The 20,937-nt window shown below is 44.3% G+C and carries 17 protein-coding genes and 1 tRNA gene; 9 read left to right on the top strand and 9 right to left on the bottom strand.

All coding sequences use genetic code 11. The features are described from left to right. Window positions 1-2: 2 nt before the first annotated feature. From KE626_RS03975 to KE626_RS03960, 4 genes are all read right to left on the bottom strand, one after another. Window positions 3-1,361 (bottom strand): immunoglobulin domain-containing protein, encoded by a 1,359-nt coding sequence (locus tag KE626_RS03975; protein ID WP_211971569.1) that lies wholly within the window; start codon window positions 1,359-1,361, stop codon window positions 3-5. A gap of 423 nt (window positions 1,362-1,784) precedes the next feature. Beyond that, window positions 1,785-2,165, bottom strand: a complete 381-nt coding sequence (locus KE626_RS03970; RefSeq protein WP_211971568.1) for a YybH family protein — start codon at window positions 2,163-2,165, stop codon at window positions 1,785-1,787. Between the two features lie 27 nt (window positions 2,166-2,192). After that, complete coding sequence (locus KE626_RS03965; protein ID WP_211971567.1) at window positions 2,193-2,966, bottom strand: isocitrate lyase/PEP mutase family protein; 774 nt, start codon at window positions 2,964-2,966, stop codon at window positions 2,193-2,195. Between the two features lie 121 nt (window positions 2,967-3,087). Beyond that, window positions 3,088-3,900 (bottom strand): helix-turn-helix transcriptional regulator, encoded by an 813-nt coding sequence (locus KE626_RS03960; protein WP_211971566.1) that lies wholly within the window; start codon window positions 3,898-3,900, stop codon window positions 3,088-3,090. A gap of 97 nt (window positions 3,901-3,997) precedes the next feature. On the opposite strand from KE626_RS03960, the gene KE626_RS03955 reads away from it, so the two are divergent. Further along, window positions 3,998-4,831, top strand: a complete 834-nt coding sequence (locus tag KE626_RS03955) for an AraC family transcriptional regulator (RefSeq protein ID WP_249207234.1) — start codon at window positions 3,998-4,000, stop codon at window positions 4,829-4,831. 40 nt (window positions 4,832-4,871) lie between these two features. Next, a complete protein-coding gene (locus tag KE626_RS03950; RefSeq protein ID WP_211971565.1) occupies window positions 4,872-6,476 on the top strand; it encodes an FAD-dependent monooxygenase in 1,605 nt (534 codons plus the stop codon). A 79-nt stretch (window positions 6,477-6,555) separates the two neighbouring features. Here the strand turns inward: KE626_RS03950 and KE626_RS03945 are convergent, their stop codons facing one another. After that, window positions 6,556-8,868, bottom strand: a complete 2,313-nt coding sequence (locus KE626_RS03945) for a GH92 family glycosyl hydrolase (RefSeq protein WP_211971564.1) — start codon at window positions 8,866-8,868, stop codon at window positions 6,556-6,558. A 329-nt stretch (window positions 8,869-9,197) separates the two neighbouring features. Then, on the bottom strand, window positions 9,198-10,277 hold the full coding sequence (locus KE626_RS03940; protein ID WP_211971563.1) for a ligand-binding sensor domain-containing protein: 1,080 nt from the start codon (window positions 10,275-10,277) through the stop codon (window positions 9,198-9,200). Window positions 10,278-10,656: 379 nt separating this feature from the next. Between KE626_RS03940 and KE626_RS03935 the strand changes: the two genes are divergently transcribed. Then, the gene (locus KE626_RS03935; RefSeq protein WP_211971562.1) at window positions 10,657-11,547 is read left to right on the top strand and encodes a winged helix-turn-helix domain-containing protein; all 891 of its coding nucleotides are present in this window, start codon (window positions 10,657-10,659) and stop codon (window positions 11,545-11,547) included. 176 nt (window positions 11,548-11,723) lie between these two features. Then, the gene (locus KE626_RS03930; protein ID WP_211971561.1) at window positions 11,724-13,196 is read left to right on the top strand and encodes a serine hydrolase; all 1,473 of its coding nucleotides are present in this window, start codon (window positions 11,724-11,726) and stop codon (window positions 13,194-13,196) included. A 375-nt stretch (window positions 13,197-13,571) separates the two neighbouring features. Here KE626_RS03930 and KE626_RS03925 read toward each other — a convergent pair. From KE626_RS03925 to KE626_RS03915, 3 genes are all read right to left on the bottom strand, one after another. Next, window positions 13,572-13,645, bottom strand: a tRNA-Pro gene (locus tag KE626_RS03925). A gap of 187 nt (window positions 13,646-13,832) precedes the next feature. Next, entirely contained in the window at window positions 13,833-16,229 is a 2,397-nt protein-coding gene (locus KE626_RS03920; protein WP_211971560.1) for an ABC transporter permease, read from the bottom strand. Window positions 16,230-16,418: 189 nt separating this feature from the next. Beyond that, on the bottom strand, window positions 16,419-16,811 hold the full coding sequence (locus KE626_RS03915) for a DUF4890 domain-containing protein (RefSeq protein WP_211971559.1): 393 nt from the start codon (window positions 16,809-16,811) through the stop codon (window positions 16,419-16,421). 527 nt (window positions 16,812-17,338) lie between these two features. Between KE626_RS03915 and chrA the strand changes: the two genes are divergently transcribed. The 5 genes from chrA to KE626_RS03890 all read left to right on the top strand — a co-directional run bounded on the left by chrA (window position 17,339) and on the right by KE626_RS03890 (window position 20,855). After that, a complete protein-coding gene (chrA, locus tag KE626_RS03910) occupies window positions 17,339-18,670 on the top strand; it encodes a chromate efflux transporter (protein ID WP_211971558.1) in 1,332 nt (443 codons plus the stop codon). A 107-nt stretch (window positions 18,671-18,777) separates the two neighbouring features. Further along, a complete protein-coding gene (locus KE626_RS03905; protein WP_211971557.1) occupies window positions 18,778-18,987 on the top strand; it encodes a helix-turn-helix transcriptional regulator in 210 nt (69 codons plus the stop codon). After that, the gene (locus tag KE626_RS03900) at window positions 18,980-19,306 is read left to right on the top strand and encodes a HipA N-terminal domain-containing protein (protein WP_211971556.1); all 327 of its coding nucleotides are present in this window, start codon (window positions 18,980-18,982) and stop codon (window positions 19,304-19,306) included. The genes KE626_RS03905 and KE626_RS03900 overlap by 8 nt, the downstream gene beginning before the upstream one ends. Window positions 19,307-19,312: 6 nt before the next feature. After that, the gene (locus KE626_RS03895; protein ID WP_211971555.1) at window positions 19,313-20,236 is read left to right on the top strand and encodes a HipA domain-containing protein; all 924 of its coding nucleotides are present in this window, start codon (window positions 19,313-19,315) and stop codon (window positions 20,234-20,236) included. A 43-nt stretch (window positions 20,237-20,279) separates the two neighbouring features. Then, window positions 20,280-20,855: a Crp/Fnr family transcriptional regulator gene (locus tag KE626_RS03890; RefSeq protein ID WP_249207232.1), complete on the top strand. Its 576-nt coding sequence runs from the start codon at window positions 20,280-20,282 to the stop codon at window positions 20,853-20,855. Window positions 20,856-20,937: the final 82 nt, after the last annotated feature.

The raw sequence follows: 20,937 nt of genomic DNA, 5'->3' as shown, positions 1-20,937 counted from the left end.
TGTCAAGGGTTTAATTGAATAGTTAATACCGGTGCTCCGGGACGGGGAACAACGGTAACGGTAACGGACACACGATTACTTACATTCCCGTTGCAGCCTGTTCGGATGGCTTCAACATAATAAGTATAGGTACCTGCGCTGGTGATAACAGGTGTAAACGTGGTACTGTTAGCCAGCAACAGGGTATTGTCTGCCTTGTACCAGTGATAGGTGGCGCAGGCATCAGGATTGGTAATGGTAAACTTCAGCTTACCCACATCTCTTATACAAACAGGGCCGGCATTCGCCAGTCCATCTATTGTAAGGGAATAAGCCGGCACAGGCGCTACCATTCTTACGTCATAAATACGCAATGCACTAAGCGCTTCCACCAAACCACCCAGCTTAATATCTATCCGGTCAAATGAAACGGGGATCGCAGCAGAGAGTACATATTTTTGTCCGGGTCCGCTCAACAGACGCAAATTCAGCAATGAGCCGCTGTTGGTAATAGGGCTGCCGGCAGCTGTATTGCCGAGATAGGGCTGTATGGCGAAGCCGGTAAGCAGGTTAAGATCCAGCAAACCGCTGCCGGGGTCCTGCAAAACGATGTATATCGAATCTCCTGCTTTGGAAGGCGTACTGAATACCACTGTTTCAAACACCTCACTCAGCACTTTTACGCCGGTGTTGAGTTGAGCATAGGTAGTAAGACCCGGATCATTGTCAATTGCCAGCCACTTATTATCCACACTGCCGGTGGCATTTAACAGGCTAAGTGCGCCGGCCCTGATCCCCGCCTGCACATCCACGGCGGTGTTGCAATTAATGGTGCCTGGTCCGTTCTGCATGATCCATGCATCATACACGCCCATGCTTACGCCTACTGATAAAACACCCGTCAGCGTAACCCATACGCCATCATAGGCAACAGGGTTTCCTGCTGCATCTTTTGGGGTGAGGGGGACTTCCATATCACCGGAACCACTGAGTAAGGATAAAAGGTCGCCTATGGTAAAAGACACGCCAGCGGCTTTTTCCACATGATGGCTATCGTATATAAAAGGTTGTATCGTCACTGCTGTGCCTACGCCCACGAGGTTAGTAGGATACATTATTTTTACACTCACGGGGGTACCTGCCGCCACCGTGGCGTCGAAATTGAGATATTGTCTTGCGTAGGTGAGTCCCAGTACAGCAAGGGCATTTAATGTAGAAAGACTCGCAGGATTCGCATCTGTAGCATTGGCGGCATTCTGCACATCACCCAGTACGGCATCTGTTCGCTGACCGGAAGTATACTTCCTTATTTTGGTAACCGGGCAACCTATTTGTGCGGAGGTACGAACCGGATACATCATACACAGCAGGCATGCTAACATCACATACGGTATTACCCTGTTTATTCCAGGTAACACAACAGGGATATTTGCATTCAAGGCACACAAAGGGAATCGCATAAGGATACTTAGTCGTGTAATTATTGGGAATTCGGTTCGGTAGGACTAATGTAGCCGAATAATCAGCGCTGTAGCAGGTCCGGGGCGGAAATGAACAAAATGAACAGCGAAAAGATCAGGGTAAAAAAGATGAATGAAAATGCACAGGGAAGAAGAGAAAGTGATAATTATTTTACATAAAATAAAATACATATTATTTATAAAAATTATTCTATAAAAATATTAACCCGGTAGAAGAGCCGGCAATAATCTGGCATGATATTAAGAACGTATTTTTCGTGTGTTTCCTAAAAAAGACAGCCGCTCCATTTCCTGAGCGGCTGTCTTCCGGGCTAACGGTAACGACTAAACCGTTATGTTTTCCATGGCGCCAAAAGCATGGTCTATCAAAATTTTCCAGGTACCATCCGGCTGTTGCCGCATCAGCTCAATACCTTTGGCACTGACTTTTACCTCCTCTCCATCGGTGATATTCCACTCCGACCGGCCCACAGCAAGGTTCCCGGTTTGAAGACAATACACCGTTTTGATTTCCATGGTTCCCCTGATAGATAAAATAGATTTAATCGCTTCTTCAAAAGCATCTTTCCCGGAAACAGGCTTCCCCGGCTCCGGCACAATAATGCCATCGAAATCGTACATATTCAATACGGTGGCAACATCGCCGGTATTGAAGGCAGCCGCTAATGCAGCATGAGCATCTGCTGCTCTGGTAGGTAAATTCATACTGATTTTTTTTTGAGATGAATGATATTAAATAACCGGGGAAAAACTTTTTCCGGTAACAATCTCCCTGGAAAGATGAATAGCGTTATCGTACACTTTGCTAAAGAAAAATGGCCCCATACTGGCACGCTTTACACCCAGTTTATTCAACGTATCAAAACCGGGAAGCCCGGGGATACACATCACATTTAAGGGCAACGGGCTGTGGCTGACGGCCAGTTCAATATCATCTTCTGCGCTGATACATGGCAGGAAAATCCCGTCTGCTCCGGCCATTTCATATTTTTTTATACGGTGAATGGTTTCTTCCTGCTTATTGTTTACGTCCAGGATAAACGTATCACAACGTACATTAATGAAGATTTGCAGTTTTTCGTGCAGCAGGTTGTGCTTAAGAAATGCGATGGTGCGGGCAAACGCGTCGGCATCTTTCAATACCCGGCCCGATGTATTGATGAGGGAGTCTTCCAGGTTAATCCCCGCAATACCCAGTTTCGCCAGCGTTCTCACATTATGAAGGATTTCTTCGTCGGAAGCTCCATATCCCATTTCCATATCAACCGACACTGGAATTTGTACGGTTGACAGTATCCGCTTAATCACAAAGAGATATTCATGGAAAGGCATGCCTTCCCCATCCTCATACCCCAGGCTACCGGCAACCGCCGCACTGGAAGTGGCTACAGCCGGGAACTGTTGTTCCTGGAAAAGCAATGCGCTCCTGGCATCCCAGGCGTTGGGCAATACAAATAAATTATCGGATTGATGCAGGGCACGGAAAGTGTCAAATTTCGAAGACATGATGTTTGCTGTTTAAAATGAACAAATTTGTTGTTTGATAAGTGACAACTATGCTGTTGTTTATTATCAGCAACAAAATTATTCCTGCAGCAACACCTGTAATTGTATAAAACGGAACTATTTAATTATTAACGGCGAGTGTAACAGGGGAGTTCTCCGGTGTATAACCGGAAGGGGTTAGTCCCGTAAAGGATTTAAATTCCCTTATAAAATGTGACTGGTCGAAATAGCCGCAATCGTAAGCAATGGAAGTCAGGGAGGTATCTTTTTTCATCACCAGCTGCAGGCTATGCTGGAAGCGGTTTATTTTGCTGTATAATTTGGGCGTAAGCCCTGTGTATTGCAGAAATACTTTTTGAAGATACCTGGAGGTAATACCATAACGTGCGGCTACATTTTCCAGGTTATCAAAGAAATCGTATTGGCGAATTTCACTCATGATATCATTTACCAATCCCATCTTACCAATTCTTTTCTTCGAAAGGGAAAGCCGGCGTAGTAAAAAATCTTCCACCAGCTCAACTCTCTGTTTCCAGCTGCTGCTGTGCTGCAATTGTGTATACAACGTATTGACCCCACGATCCGGCAAATCGCGAAAATCAACCACCTGGTTGTTAAACAGGTCTATCTTATCGTTTAAAAAACAGGCCGCCGCATGCGGATAAAAACGGATACCCAGCATCGTATTCCTTCCAATGGATTTGATGGGCAAAGGCTGGGTAATTTGTCCCCATAACTCCACCGGTGGCGTGGTTACAAAAGTATCTCCTGCCGCAGTTTGCCAGTTCCCGGTTCCCAGGTTAAATATAATTTCGATGCAGCCGCTTGGAAAAACAGTATCGTCAAATGCCGCATTCATATCAGATTCATATATGTAGAAGCATTTCACATATGGTATTAACGCTTTGCAGGGCCTGATTTCATTATATTTCATGTTGACAAAATTTAATGCAGGTGGGAGACCTGTTACTAAAGATACAAAGTATCTCTCTTTTACCTTAATTTTATCACATACTACCACGCACCAACATATGCAACCTTTCAAAATGCTGCACCGGGAATTTGAGCCCCCTGAAGCGCTACAGGATACCATTAAATGCTTTTGGTACAACAGGGGCGATTTCGGAGCATCACCGTCGGACTTTGAGGTGCTGCCCGACGGCTACGCTGAAATTATTTTTCATTTCGGAAGTGGCTGCAGCATTTTCAGCAATGGAGTGATGAAATCATTGCCCTCACCGTTTATGATGGGGCTGCTCAATCAACCTGTTCTGCTAACCACGAAAAATCTTTTTGAAATCATTGGTGTCAGGTGCTATCCCTGGACCGTATTCGATTTGCTCGGACTGCCTTCCGGCAAGCACGGTTTGCACGAATTTGAACACCCTGTGGCCGCGCTCCAATCCTCGTTAAATGAAAGTATTCAGGCGGGCAAAACAGACGAAGCGATTGCACGGGTACAACAATATTTCCTGGATGCCCGGTCAGGAATTGCTGCCGACAGTATGCTATCCAAAGCAGGAGTTGCCATGCGGGAAGCAAATGGCGCCATGCCGGTAAGCGGGGTAGCTGCGGCGGCTCATGCAACGGTTCGCACATTGGAAAGAAAATTCAAACAATCTTCCGGTTATACTGTCAAAGACGTGTCCGGTCTTATCCGCTTTGAGCAGGTGCGAAACCAATTATGGCATTCCCCCGACTCCAACCTCGCCGGCTTAGCCCTGGAACTGGGCTATACAGATCAATCCCACCTAAGCAGGGAGTTCAAACGCTATAGCGGCAGTACGCCCGCGGCATTTGCGCGAAAAGCAAAAAAAGGCAAACAGGCGGTAAGCGATGATTTTGTCGCGTTTATACAAGCCTAAGGGTTAAGCATTCCGGAATTTTGTGTTTCAATTATTTTACATGAAAGCTACACCTGAAAACACAAAACCCACGCAAAACCATCCTATTTATGATGTAATCATTTCCGGTGCAGGACCGGTAGGTTTGTTCCTCGCCTGCGAACTGGCCCTCGCCAATTGTTCGGTCCTGGTACTGGAAAAAGCGGAAAATCCTCAGTCTCCGTTAAAGCATCCACCCTTCGGAATACGAGGTCTCTCTTCACCCACTATTGAAACGCTGTATCGTCGTGGCTTGCTGGATGAACTGGAGCTGCATAAACGCCTTAAAAATCCTCATCTTACCACTGCTGCAGGACAGGGGCCCAAGCCCCGCCGACAGGCAGGACATTTCGCCGGTATTCCGTTTTATGACGATCGTATTGACGCCACACAATGGCAATATCGCCTGCCAGGAGCTACCGCCCCCAGTTTGTTGTCTGAAATAGGTGAGCTTGAGGCGATATTCACCAGGCGCGCAACAGCCCTGGGTGTGGATATCAGGCATGGGCTTGCCGTGACTGACTTTCAGCAAACCGCAGATGAAGTAACCGTTCAGTCGGGCGAACAATCCTTTACAGCCAAATGGCTTGTGGGCTGCGATGGAAGCCGCAGTGTTGTTCGCAAAACCGGTGGCTTTGAATTCGCCGGCACCGAGCCCGAATTTACCGGTTACTCCGTGCTGGTTGATATGGCCGATCCTGAGAAGCTCAGTCCCGGCCGCAACATTACGTCAACAGGTATGTACGTGCAATCCCAGCCAGGTTACCTGGCCATACAGGATTTTGATGCCGGGGCGTTTCATCAGTCTGGCCAACCACTTACCGCTGAACATGTGCAACAGGTACTTCGCTATGTTTCCAACACCGACGTTACCATTACAGCACTCCATATCGGAACCACCTGGACCGACCGGGCACGACAAGCCACCGCCTACCGCAACGGGCGGGTACTTTTAGCCGGTGATGCTGCGCACATTCATTCGCCGCTGGGAGGTCAGGGGCTTAACCTCGGACTGGGGGATGCCATGAACCTGGGTTGGAAACTCGCCGCTACCATTAAGGAGACAGCGCCGGAAGACCTGCTGAACAGCTATTATACCGAGCGATCTCCCATCGGTGCACAAGTGCTGGATTGGTCGCGGGCACAAGTGTCCCTGATGAGACCCGGCCCATCCGCCAGGGCGATGCGCGCAATCGTCGGCGATTTAATAGATACACGCGATGGCGCCACTTATTTTGCCGGCAGGGTGTGGGGTATTTATACTCAATACCATCTTGATGGTGATCACCCGCTGACAGGCCACAGCGTTCCCAACTTTGAATTTGAAAACAGCACAACAATAGGTGACGCAATGCATAGCGGACAGGGCATACTCCTTGACTTCAACGGCAATGCCTCCCTTAAAACCTGGGCTGATGAATATGGCGACCAAATCAGGTATATTTCAGGCAATGCAAAAGCCCCGCTGGGTATAAGTGCTGTACTGATACGTCCTGATGGGATTATCGCCTGGGCAGCCGACGACCAACCGGATTGCAACGAACTTCAGAAGGCTGCTAACCGCTGGTTTGTTGGTAATGCAGTAAACAGCGACTCAACAGAGAAAGTGGTGCAAAAAACAATGTAATCTAAAAACCAGGCAGCTTTGTTAGTTGAAAATAAGCTGTGTTGAACCAGGCAGGTAATTATATTCATGGGGGAACGATTTAGTTTCCCCATGAATAATTCGGCTGAGCACCCAGCTCCAATACAAGCGTTCCTCCGTTTACCAGGTCCTCATGGCGAAGCCAGTAATGGTTCCAGCGCTTGTTGTTCAGCCTTGCAGATCGTATATAACAATTACCCGGCGCTTGCCCCAAAGTTTTTATCCGGAAGGTTTTACCGGGATAATAGTCCGGGTTAAGATGGATAGTAAGGCTATCAAAGGCAGGAGCTGTAATCTGCCATGTTGGATTTTGTCCGGCTCCTCCCTGAAAATCGAACAGGCCCATTGCCATCATTACACCAACGGATCCGAATTGGCCCTGATCTTCGTCGCCCCTGTAGGCTGCATCCGGGGTGATTTCACTGAATACGGAATTTCTGATACTATATACCCATTTTTGTGATAACCAGGGCTTGCCCGCGAAATTGAACAGCCAGGGCATTCCTACCGCAGGTTGATTTTCAAAATCTGCCGAAGCTGTCCCATGTTCACCATGGGGAACGAGGAAGTGGTGCGCCTCGCCCTTTTGAAGCTGTGAATCCAGCCTGGTGCAAAGAGCTTCATTGCCACCCAGTAATTGAATAAGTCCCCTGGGAGATTGAGGAACAAAATACGTATATATGGCACTGTTAGATTCGCAAAAGCCTGTGGTGGCAAACTCTTTATTTTTTCCAATAGGTATGAACTCTTTTATCCAGCTTCCATCGGAGTTTCTCGGCCGCATAAAACCAGTTTCTTTATCCCACAGTTTGTTATAGTTTGTACTCCGTTTTAAAAACTCGTCTGCCTCCTTTTTTTTGCCAAGCGAAAGGGCAAGTTGCGCCAGGGACCAATCCTGGTAGGCATATTCAAGGGTCATGGATGCCCCGTCTTTATGAGCACCGCCTCCTGCAATTCCTTCCGGTACATAGCCGTTCTTTATGTAATAGTTCATTCCTCCACCGGAAGCTTGATCATCAAATTCGTAACCGGCATGATCACGGATGCCACCCGGATAGGCATTTTTCTTTAACCCTTCCCATGCCAAAGAGATGTTCCAATTACGAATACCATAATGATAGGCCGACGCAAAGAAGGGGGCAGCCGGATCGCCTATCATCACAAACGTGTAATTACCGCCTGAAGGCCCCCTGGGTATCAGTCCGCCATTACGGTACATATCAAGCATAGTATTACAAAAACCATTGGTGATTTCAGGATAAACCATACCCCATAACTGCGATATGGACCAGTGTGCGCCCCAAATACCGTCAAAATTATAGTGCGGATAGGGTATGCCGCTTTTGTCGCGATCCGTGCGCTTAGTGAGGGGCAAAGGCCCCGTATTGTCACAGTAGGAGCCATCAACATCACTTATTGTTCTCCTGCCAAGCAATGCATGCCAGAGATCCGTATAAAAACGTTCCTTCGCTTTAATATCGGATGTATGTACTTCTATCCGGCTCAGATAGTTATTCCACTCTTTATATGATTCCTGTACCAACTGATCAAAATTCCAGTGAGGCGCCTCGCTTTGAAGATTTATCAGAGCGCCCTGGACGCTGGTATAAGAAAGTGCTACTTTCATTAGCAGTGGCTTTTCTGACGGACGAAATTCCACCCACGCTCCGATACCGGGGCCGGATATGGTATCAGTTACATCAGATATTTTGTGCTTGCCGCGCCATTTCCCAAGCAACTGAATTGAATCAGAGAATTGCACAACAAAGTAAAGCGTAAATGGCTTTGGGCGCCTGGAAGTTGCGGCCATCGTTATACTACCCTCCAGTTCCCGTTCATTCTTCTTATGCAAACTTGCCGTCTTTATTTTATCCATTAAAGTAGCGCACAAATCAAAATAGACTCCCCGTATTGAATCCTTGGGAAAAGTATATCGATGCATTCCTACCCGGTTGCTGGAAGTAAGTTCAGAATTGACTCCATAGGTCTGAAGCAACACCTGGTAGTAGCCAACGCTGGCCTGCTCGTGCTGGTGATCAAAATCTGACTGATAAACATTCATTCCTTCTTCACCCCTTGGCGCTCCCGTAAAAGGTAAAACTGCCAGTCCGTAGAGTTGCCAACCATGAACGTGACTGAAACATCGGATTTTTTTATCTCCATAGAGGTAACCATTTTTCCAGTCGCCTCCGGTTTGGGTGTCAGGAGAGAGATTGACCATGCCAAACGGACGGCATGCCGTATTGAAAAAAAACCAGCGGCTCGTAGCTGTTCCGGCAAGCGGTTGTACGTAATCTGCCGGCGAACTGCTTTTCTGTGCATGCGTAGGGAAACAGACAACAAGTAGCAGTAGAAGGATAAACACTCGTTTCATTTGTTTTTCAAAATTGCTATATATGAAAGATTGGAAGTTACGCTTTTTAATATGTTCATACATACAGCCATAAATACGGATATTTACTAAGAAAACAAACAGGAAGATATTTTTTTGAGAAAAATAGTTACTAACTATCGACTACCGGATAATGACTACCAGCAGTAAATAGACTACTGTGCCGGTGAATAGAATATTACAAAGAGCCTGCTCTTCTCTGAGCAGGCTCTTTGCTAAGTCGCGGCGACAGGAGATCTTCCGGACTTTCTTATGGCAGCTTTAACCGGAATTGATAGTTTCCATCAGGATTGGGCTCTTACGCTACGCATTTATTCCTGGCTCTTTTTACCGTTAAAGCTGGTGATGGTATTTCCATCATAACGACGCACCCCATCAACAGCACCAAACCAAATACTTCCATCATTAGATGCCAAAATCCCAAAAAACATGGGATTATTTGCTATTTCGGTTACCGTAGGCCTTTTATTGGACAAGGACTTTCCATCATAACGGGAAAGTGCCCAAGGTTGATTAGACAAGGACTTTCCGTCATACCGGGAAAGTACTGAAGCCTGGCTGCTATCTCTTTCTGAACTGGTCCAGATATTGCCGTTTTTATCCTCGATTATGTAACCAACAAACTTCTGTGTGAAATTGGTAAATGCGCTACCATCATAGCACCAAAGACCATTAGGTCCACCAAGCCAGATATTGCCTTTTCTATCTTCGATGATAGAACGAACATTCTTAAAAGGTTTGTCCTCATGGGTGAAAACGGTAAATGTTTTTCCATCATAAACAAAGGTATTGCCTCTTGTAGCAAACCAAAACCTGCCTGTTTTGTCTTCAATAATAGCATTAACCTCATAAGGAGGTCTGGCCGGAAACGTTTTCCGGGTCCGGTCTTCATTCATCGCATCTCCATTTATGATATAATTCCGAAAAGATTTCCCGTCATAACGGCTTGCTCCTCCAAAAACGCCGAACCAGATATTGCCTTTTTTATCTTCATAAATACTACCAACATCATTATTAAGAAGTCCATCCCTGATGGTAAAATTTTGAAAGGATTTCCCATCATAATAATAAACACCTGAGCCAATAGAGCCGAACCAAAAATTGCCTTTACTATCTTCTAAAAGAGAAAAAAAACGGGCCGAACTCACTTTGCCCGTAATATTGATAAACGATTTTCCATCGTATCTAAAAACCCCTTCCCATGAGGCCATCCAAATGTTGCCCTTTCTATCTTGTATGATATTACGGGTAATGCCGTTCGGACCGCCCGAAATGGATACATCTTTGTTTTCGGAGTTGATAATATTTTTTTTCACTGCTGTTTGGCCTTGTCCGCAGGAAGTGCTAAAAACAAATATCCAGAGCAAAAGGTAAATCTGTGTGTATTTCATAAGTTATTTTATTATTGTTAAAGATTCTCTGTAAGGCAAAAGCTGTGTCATTTTTTTCATAGCCGCCTGGCCAACCAGGACAGATCCATTAAATTTGCCATATTCAGCATACGCGCTTATTAACTTATCAAGTTTATCGACTTTGGCAGGTCCGGAAGAGACATCCGGGGAAATGACAGCCTTAACGTCATGTTTTTGCTAAGCTTGTGCGGAAAACAAATTACTCCTGCCACCAACAGGATAATCAGGCTGTACAAAACCTTTTTTTGTTTTTCATATCATATCAAAGTTGATTCAGCAAAATTACTTTGATATCTTTCAGCCACTGAAACCAGGATTGTAAATTAAAATGTAACCTTTGTAAATAAATCGCAATACTATGTTTGAAAGCCAAAAACTGCTTGAGGGGAAGGGCAAGTACCTGTACGGACTAATGCTCCTGCTGGTTATCTCCGTTATCTGCGTGGCTTTCAGTATGGAGGGAAGCGACGACTTCGATATTGCCAGGAGGGAAGTTTTACTCCGCAGGATCGGGCATGAATTGCTCTTACAGTCGGGCGACAGTACATCAAGGGTGCTCCCGGTAAAAAAGATCGCGGAAAATGAGTACTTGATCAGGTTTGAGAATGAACTTACTTTTCAACCGGGCTCCCTGGTGAACACCACCCGGCGTTTGTTGGCCAAAGACCCGCTCGCACGTGACTATGTAGTTAATGTGCTGAACTGTAGCAACTCCAGTGTAGCCTATGCATATGCTGTATCCAAAAATACAAAAGATGACATTGTAGCATGCATAGGAAGAAAGCAACCCAGCGCATGCTACATGATCAATATTAAATTCAAACCGGCAGGTATGAACACTGCAAAGAATGGATATCTTCTGGGCAGCCTGCCATTTTTAGCATTTGTTGGTTTTATTTTTTTGAGAGCTGTTAAGCCACGGAGAGCCTTACCTAAGAGTCAGGGTACCAAGATATTCACTCTGGGCTCGGTCTTGTTTGATGCGCAGGAACGTCACCTTATAATAAATGAAAAGACCATAGACCTGACTGGAACTGAAACGCGGCTGCTGCTCATTTTCGCGTTGTCTCCTAACGAGACGGTAGAGAGAAGCCGGCTGCAAAAAGAGATATGGGAAGATGAAGGTGTTATTGTGGGGCGTAGCCTGGATATGTTCATATCAAAATTGAGGAAAAAACTGGAATTGGATCCGAATACCAAAATTGTTGTTGTACGTGGCAAAGGTTACAAGCTTGAAATTAATGCTTAGCCACCGCCCCGGACTTGTTTTCCCTGGAAAGTTCTATGATAATTTAGCTGATCAAACTATGTCGGATTCCAATGAATTCCACATTAAGCTCATAGCAAAAAAATAAACATCTTAATCTGCATTTAGGCTAACGCGGCAGTAGGATGTTTTAAAAAGAAGTCAACCTAAGATCATCTATGAACAAATTTTTTATCACCCTGACATTTGTTTTATGCATAGCGTTTTCCGCTTTTGCACAACATCGGCGTGAAGCGTCTATAGTGAAACGTATTGAAGTTTATCTCAATAAAATGGAGAACGTTGGTTTTTCAGGAAGTGTACTGGTCGGGATGAATGGAAAAAAGGTGCTTTCAAAAGGCTATGGATACAGAGATCAGAAGATATATTTAAAAAATGAGCCATCTACTATATTTAATATCAGCTCCATCACTAAACAATTTACCGCATCAGCTATCCTAAAGCTGGAGATGCAGGACAAACTGTCAATTGATGATAGAATCACTAAATATTTTACGAATGTCCCGAAAGATAAAGTAAGCATCACTATTCATGACCTGCTTCGCCATCAGGCAGGACTAATCAACAGCATCGGTAAGGATTATGATAAAATTGATAAAGATGACTTCATCAAAAAAGTGTTCAGTACGAAGTTACGTTTTGAGCCCGGAACACAATTTTCCTACTCTAATATCGGCTACAGTCTATTAGCAATCATTATTGAAAAAGTAGCAGGAACAAGCTATGAGGATTATCTATACAAAAATTTATTCAAACCCGCAGGAATGGAGCTAACCGGTACAAGCCGGCCTGATTTCAATGCTGAAAACGTGGCTGTTGGTTATTATAACAACGACAGTGTTTGGGGAAAGCCTACAGACAAGGGTTATGATATTGATGATCAATATTGGAACATTACAGGAAATGGTAGTATTCTTTCCAATGTGGAAGATATGTTTAAATGGGACAAAGCATTAACAACTAACAAAATTTTATCAAACCAGGAAAAGCAACAACTATATCATCCAAAGCTTAGAGCTGATGAAGATAAAAACGGAAATGCCTTTTACGCTTATGGCTGGGATGTTTCCAAAACAAACCGACATACGGAAAGAGTCTGGCATAACGGCGTCAACAACATCATGTATGCCGATTTTACACGATTTATTGATGAACGGGTAACTATAATCATGCTTTCTAATAGATCAAATCAACGTAATTTTGATGGAAAAATAAGCATTGATATTGCCGGGATTATTTTTGATAAAAACTACAAGCCAACTATTCCTGTTGCAGAAAATAAAGAGAATAACGACTTTACAGAACGGATTATAAAAACGGTGATAGAGAAAGGACTTCAGGCAGGGAAAGACGAATTCCTTCGACGGAGTAAAGGAACAGACCTGATTAGCTACATCGTAAATAATAAAGGATACGACTTAATTAACGAAAATAAAATAGACCAGGCCATAACATTGTTTGAAATAAATGCTTTTGCATTTCCGGAGTCGGCTGATGCCTATGATAGTTTAGCCGAAGGGTACATGGATAAAGGCAACAAATCTTTAGCGATTAAATATTACGAAAAAAGTTTAGCGTTAAATCCAGCTAACAACAATGCAGTGGACATGCTGAAGAAATTGAAGAAGTAGCACGTATCCGTTGAGAAAGTCTTAACTGGTTTCACATTGAATGCTTTTTTCCGGGAGGAAGGAGAGGCAAAAGAAAAGCCTTGCCGTATCGTTACGTAATTGCAAGGTTTGTTTTGTACATAACTTCATCAATATATTTTCAATCAGCAGCGGTGATGGAAAGACGGAATGCTAATTCCCAACCTGCATCCCCCCCGCTCGTTAGCGGTAATTTTAATGACCACTATTATGTTAGATGAAGAAAAGCTACTGGATTCGAACCCCACAAAAATCTTTACCACAAAGGATTACGACAGTCTGAAATTAAAACAATGGGACTTTACTGAAACTAAAAACCCGCTCTAGGAGCGGGTTTTTGTATTTAAATGATATAAGTCGGGGCGGCAGGATTCGAACCTGCGACCTCCTGCTCCCAAAGCAGGCGCGATACCGGGCTACGCTACGCCCCGAAATCCCTTCTTAGTCCTCGCTTTTAGCATTATCAGCAGCCCTTGCGGCATAACCATTGCTTCAATTGCGGAGTGCAAATGTAGGAAAATGTTTAACATAAAACCAAATTTTTTTTAATAAAAAAAGCCGGCCCCTATGAAACCCCGTATAGCATTGAATTTCATCGTATTCTATTTCATATTACTTTTATTCTGACCGTAAACTTTTTACCGGGTTGGCATTCGCGGCCCTGATAGACTGGTAACTGACCGTAAGAAAAGATATGACAATGGCAATGACGCCGGCAATGACAAAAAACCACCACTCTATACTGATATGGTAGACGAAATTCTGCAACCATTTATTCATCACCCACCAGGCAATGGGAAAGGCAATCAACAGCGCAAAAACAACCAGCCGGATAAAATCCTTTGATAACATTCCTACAATACCCGCTACGCTGGCACCCAGCACTTTTCTCACCCCAATTTCTTTAATGCGCTTCTGGGTTGCGAAAGTAGTAAGCCCGAAAAGCCCGAGACAGGAAACAATAACAGACAGCACCGAAAAGATGTTAAAGAGCTTACCCATCCGTTGTTCCGCGATATACATATTCGACAGATCGGTATCAATAAATCCAAACGAAAAAGGGAAATCAGTGTACACCTGCTGGAAAACTTTTTTCATGGAGCCCAGTACATGCTCCATATTGGCAGGAGCTGTACGGATAACAACGTAACAGGTGTTTCCATTGAAATCGTCGTTGCTGCCATTCCTGATTATAAGCGGCTGAATAGGCTGCTGCACCGGTTTAAAGTTAAAATCCTTCATCACACCTACTATCACACCGCTTTTTTCATCCATGGTAATTCTTTTTCCCAGCACGGTTTCCTCTTTAAAGTGCATCACTTTCATGGCGGTTTCATTGATCACAAAATTCCTGTCATCGCCTTTAAATTCCTTCGAAAAAAAACGACCGGTTTTCATATGTGTACCAAAAGTGCCTGCGAAATGATCATCTACCCATAACTGCGGGAATATGGGATCATCGGCAGGTGTTTTTCCTTCCCAGGTTATCGATTTGGTGCCTGTAGTTAAGTTTGTAGGGAGATGACTGATGAAAGCATAGTCTTGTATATCCGGATACCGGCCCATGGCTGCTCTTACCGCACGCTGATTTTGCTGCAGATCCCCTTGCTTCGGCAACGGCACATACAACAGGTTTTCCTTATTATAGCCAATATCCATGTGGCGGATAAATTGCAGCTGTTTATATACCACAATAGTGCTCACTATCAGGATCACTGCAATGGAGAACTGTATAACAATAAGACTGTTCCTGAAAAAGGTTTTGCTGCCATGCAGCACCTTCGCTCCCTTCAGTACTTTCACCGGGTTAAAGGACGACAGGAACAGTGCCGGGTAGCTCCCCGAAAGCAATCCCACCAGAATCGCGATGCCTGCAAATTCAGCCAGCATCCTGCCATTCAACAGTTGCAGGGAAATCGTTTTGGAAGCAAAATCATTAAACAACGGCAGCAACAACCAGGCGATCGCCAGTCCTAATATCAGGGAAATAAACGATAACAGCAGGGCTTCTGTCAAAAACTGCATTACCAGCTGGGAGCGGAGCGCGCCCACCGTTTTGCGCAGGCCTACCTCTTTGGCTCTTTGGCCTGATAAGGCGGTAGACAGGTTCATAAAATTGATGCCCGCTATCAGTAAAATAAATACGGCGATCAGGGAAAAAATTTTAACATGCGTGGCACTCCCTTGCCCGGCCACATCCAGCAAATACCTGGAATGCAGGTGTATGTCTGTTAGTGACTGCAAAAAAAGATGACCATCCGTTCCATGTTTGTCATTGCTTTTGTAGATGTCCATAACCTGTTGCTGCAGGGCTGCGAGCGACTGCGGGGTAGCCTTAAAATGCTCATTCATCTGCAGATAGGTATACACATCAAAGTTATCCCAGCCCTGCGCCAGGTTAATACTTTTTTCATATTGCTGTATGGGTACCAGCATATCAAACCGGAGATGCGAGTTATGCGGAATATCTTTTAAAACACCAGTTACCTGTAAATCGTTCCCTTTGTAGTCATTATCAATATGCAGTGTTTTTCCCATTGCATTTTCGGGGCTGCCAAAATATTTCGTGGCGCTGGCGGCGGTTAATATCACTGCATCCGGACGGGTTAACAGGGCAGCCGCATCGCCCAGTAACAGGGGGTAATTGAAGATGCGAAGAAAATTAGTGTCGGCATAATAGATATTTTTCTCCTCAAATTTCTGCGTTCCTGCCGTTACCATACATTGCAGGCTTGAGATGCGGGTGGTGTTCTTTACGGACGGAATATGTTCTTTTACAGCAGTGGCAATGGGTACCGGTACTACCGCCGCCTGGATGTCTCCAATACTGGCTGTGAGCCGGTAAATATTGCCGGCATTGCTGTTAAAGCGGTCGTAACTTAGTTCATCCTGTACCCAAAGGAAAATCAGTATGCTGCAAGTCATTCCTGTGGCCAATCCTAGGATATTAAGCCCGGAAAATAGCCTGTTTTTCAAAAGACTGCGGAATGCTGTTTTGAGATAGCTCCTGAACATACGGTGCGTGTTGTTGTATTTCGCACACGTCCAATAAAATGCCAATAACAGATATGCTGCATACAATATATTTACACATATATTATTATCAAACATGTTCGATAATAATACATGCAGCGTACGATTTTATACGAAACAAAAAGGGGAACAATCAGTACTGTTCCCCTTTTTGCAATGATATACCGCTGTTTATTCTGCGCTCTTCTTCGGTGCGTTTTGTGCGTTGATAGCTTTCAGCTGTGTAAGCTGTTCGGGAGTAAGAATAGTCTGAAATTGTTGTTTGCGATAGGCAGATATCTCTTTATGGCCGGGGCCGTTTTTTTGCCCGCCGGCTTTCAGCGCATCCTTGCGACGGATGCATTCTGTATTCACTGCCAATATTTTCTGGTACTGATCATCGGTAAGATGCAACTTTGTCTTTAATTCATCTGTATAGGCAATCGCGCGCTTTTCGGGAGCGGGCAATGCTTTAGGAGCGGCGGGGGTAGTGGTTTGAGCCGGCGCTGTTTTTGGGGCTGCCGTTTGCGCAAAAACCGGGGATACCGCCAACAGGATAGCGATTGCAGCAATTAACTTTTTCATGTGTATATTATTTTTTGTAGAGATAAATAACCAATTTCCCTGCCAGTGAAGCATAATCCCGCTCCCGGCAGCTTAAAATTTCATTAAAAGGCTGCCGATGCACTAACACAGGCACTTACAGCATTCTGGTCCGCTGAAAATGGCAAGGCGTTATTCTTCTTCCAGCAATCATCGACGGACAACAACGATCCATCAACGCAAATAAAGCCCATTTTTTAAAGCAAAACACATTGGCTTATCCGGAGATCACAAATACATTTTAAAGCCCCAAAAACCATCTTATTTTCACCCAAATAAACAAGCAAAAACCTTGCACACAAGGGCTTTTTAAAGTATCTTCGTGCTGCTTTGGCACCAACGGAAAACGGCCGTTATTTTTCGATAAAAAAAATTTTCACCTGTTAACCGGCTTTCACCGGCCAGGCATTTCCTATCATTCCATTTATCACGCGGATGACGGTAACTGATCACATTCAGTTACGGCCAGGAGATGCTGTGTGCGTCAATGACGGGCTATTATAATTATTATGGCAGTACAACAAACAACACCAGGACCAGCATTTGGTACGGCATTAAAATTCTGGTTTAAATTAGGCTGGATCAGTTTTGGCGGCACAGCAGGGCATATTGCGATTATGCACGATAACCTGGTCGACAAAAAGAAATGGATCAGTAACAGCAAATTCCTGCATGCGCTCAACCACTGCATGATATTGCCCGGCCCGGAGGCGCAGCAGCTTGCGATCTATATCGGATGGCTGTTGCATGGAAAACGCGGCGGACTGGCTGCCGGGATTTTATTTGTACTGCCTTCCATGTTTATATTACTGGGGCTGAGCATCATCTACGTACTGTTTGGCCGCATTCCCTGGGTTACCGCCATGTTTGCGGGGTTAAAACCGGCAGTCATCGCCATCATTATCCTCGCCATGTTTAAAATAGCACGGAAAGCATTGCATGGCCCCTTACACTACCTGCTGGCAGCAACCGCATTTATTTGTATCTTCTTTTTCAACACCTCCCTCATCGCCATCATCGGTGGCAGCATTGCTTTTGCCCTCATAGCCGGATACCTGTGGCCGGGCGCGTTCCACGCACAACGGCTACAGGCCGGCGAAGCGGATGATGAACACAGCTATGTGCTGAATAAAAACGTGGTCACTCCCCATAGCAGGTTTAACAGCAAGCAGCTTCTGCAGCTGCTTGCCGCCGGCATCCTCCTTTGGCTGCTGCCTTTCCTGCTCTTCTTCTTCCTTTCGGGCGACTTCGGTTTCTGGAAGCAACTGAGCCTGTTTTTTACACAAACGGCCTTGGTTACCATAGGCGGCTCTTACACCGTATTACCCTATGTAGCACAGTTTGCCGTTACAAAACTGGGCTGGCTGAGCAAACTGCAAATGATAGACGGATTTGCCCTGGCAGAAACAACCCCGGGTCCGCTGATCATTGTACTCTCGTTTGTAGGATTTATGGCCGGATATAACCATTCCGGCGGTTCCTTATGGATGGGCGCCATAGGATTACTGGCCACCACTTACTTCACGTTTTTGCCCTGTTTCCTGCTGATTTTTATAGGCGCTCCGCTCATTGAAAAAACACATGGTAACGCAGTCATTGAAAATACGCTGGGACTGATCACCGCCGCCGTAGTGGGTGTTATCCTGAACCTCACGTTATACCTGGGAAAGGATGTGCTATTCCCCGAAGGCGTAATGATCAGCAAACTGGATACGCTGGCGCTGGTATGGGTGATTGTTTCCCTGGTACTGATACAAAAATTCAGGATGAATATTTTATACCTGATCGGGTTAAGCGTGGTATATGGCCTGTTTCATTATTGGTGGCAGCTGTATGTTTAAGAACAACTATACCCTTTAGGGTATAAATAGAATATTTATCATAAAACTATACCCAATAGGGTATAAATGGAATAGATTCAGTAATTTTATACCCTAACAGGTATACATTGACAGAATTATCACAATTCATTAAAGAAAAGCGAAAGCTCCATAACCTTACGCAGCAGGATCTTTCATTTAAGTCAGGGCTAGGTTTACGCTTTATCCGTGAAGTAGAACAAGGTAAAACTTCGATGCGGATGGATAAGGTCAATCAGCTATTGGCTCTTTTTGGAATGGAACTTACCGCAACCACTAAAGCAAAAAATAATGGGTAAAACAGGAAAAGTATATTATGGCAATACTTTGGCCGGCTTCATTTCGGAAACAGATGCCGGTTACGAATATCTCTATGATAAAGACTATCTCGCAGATCCATCAGCCAAACCAATCAGTCTTACGTTACCCATCAGCCAATATGCTTATCATAGTAAAACATTATTTGCATTCTTTGATGGATTGATTCCGGAAGGGTGGTTGCTGGATATTGCAAAAGAACATTGGAAGATTAAATCCAATGATCGTTTTGAATTGTTATTACTCACCTGCCAGGATACCATCGGCGCAGTAACGGTGGTACGTGGTACTAAAAAATAAATAGCAGTGCCTAATTGTTTGTTTTGTTATAATGATGCCGGCGAACAACAATACCATGCGAGGTGTGCAATGCGGTTTTTTGGAATGAAAAGCATGCCGGAGCTTGAGTTAAATAAACGGCTGTTCAGAAGCCTGGCGGAAAATATTATCAACCAACGTATTTCGATAACAGGGGTACAGCCCAAGTTATCTGTTACACTCGAAAAAGGCAAAGGTAATAACCGGCTTACGGTTGTTGGATTATGGGGAGAATTTATCCTTAAACCACAACATGAAAAATTTCCCCTCATGCCGGAAACAGAAGACCTGACCATGCATCTTGCAACGCTATTTGGCATTCCGGTTTGTGACCATACATTACTCAGGGCATCAGATGGAAGTCTTGTTTATATTGCACGGCGCTTTGATCGTTTACAGGGAGAAAAAATTCATATGGAAGACTTTTGCCAGCTTTCAGAGTTTTTAACTGAAAATAAATACAAAGGATCATATGAAAGAGCAGGGAAGCTAATCCTGCAACATTGTACCAATACCGGCCTTGACGCATTGAAATATTTTGAACTTTTACTCTTTTGCTACCTCACCGGCAATAACGATATGCACCTCAAAAATTTTTCTTTGCTTTACCCCGGAAACAATATTGAACTAAGTCCGGCTTATGACCTCCTGAATGTGAACCTTGTTTTCCCGGGTGATAAGGAAGAAACAGCTCTTCTACTTTGCGGCAAGAAGAAGAATATTAAATTAAAAGATTTTGGCATATTGGCTACATCATTAGGTATTCCCGAAAAAGCGAAAGCCAATACCTACAAAAAATTTAGTTCGCGGAACGAAGCAGTACATACATTAATTCAAGCATCTTTTCTTAATCAAGACGCTCAAGAACGCTATTCACATATCTGGAATCAAAAACAAAAAATTTTCAGATAAAGCCTCGCTCTTGATTCTTACCATCAATATAAACGGGATCTCTTTGGAAAACATAATAAACCACTTTAAAAAGTATCTTCCCCTTAACAATGAGGAAATACAGGCTTTGACAAGCCGTATTACGGAAAGAAAAATCAAACGCAGGCAATTTCTTTTGCAGGAGGGAGATGTATGCAAGTACTTTACCTATATTCAAAGCGGTTGTTTCAAAATGTATGGAGTAGACGATAAAGGCGTTGAACACAATCTTGTTTTTGCCGCTGAAGATGACTGGATCTCAGATATCAGCAGCCTGCACAGGGAACTTCCATCCAAATTATATATAGAAGCCATTGAACCATCCGTTGTACTGCAAATTTCAAAAGGGGATCTGTGGTATTTGTATACCAACTTTCCAAAGTTTGACAGGAACTTCCGGGTTATTATTGAAGATAAATATATTGAACTACAGGAACGGTTACTGCAAACGTTTAGCGCTACTGCATTGGACAGATACGAAAGATTTATGGACCAGTATCCGCATTTGGCCAACAGGTTGCCTAATACCCAAATCGCTTCCTACCTGGGTGTGACTGCCGAATTCCTGAGTAAAATAAAGAACGACAGATTTAAAAAGTAGCTTTACCCTTAAACTACATTAAGGGTATTTCTTATCATATCTTATAAGTCCGGGTTGATAGTTCATCGCAACTTTGTATTGT

This window comes from Chitinophaga hostae, from assembly GCF_018224885.1.
Lineage (GTDB): Bacteria > Bacteroidota > Bacteroidia > Chitinophagales > Chitinophagaceae > Chitinophaga > Chitinophaga hostae.
The sequence above is the reverse complement of the archived record's forward strand: the minus strand, read 5'-3'. Positions and strand labels throughout refer to the sequence as shown.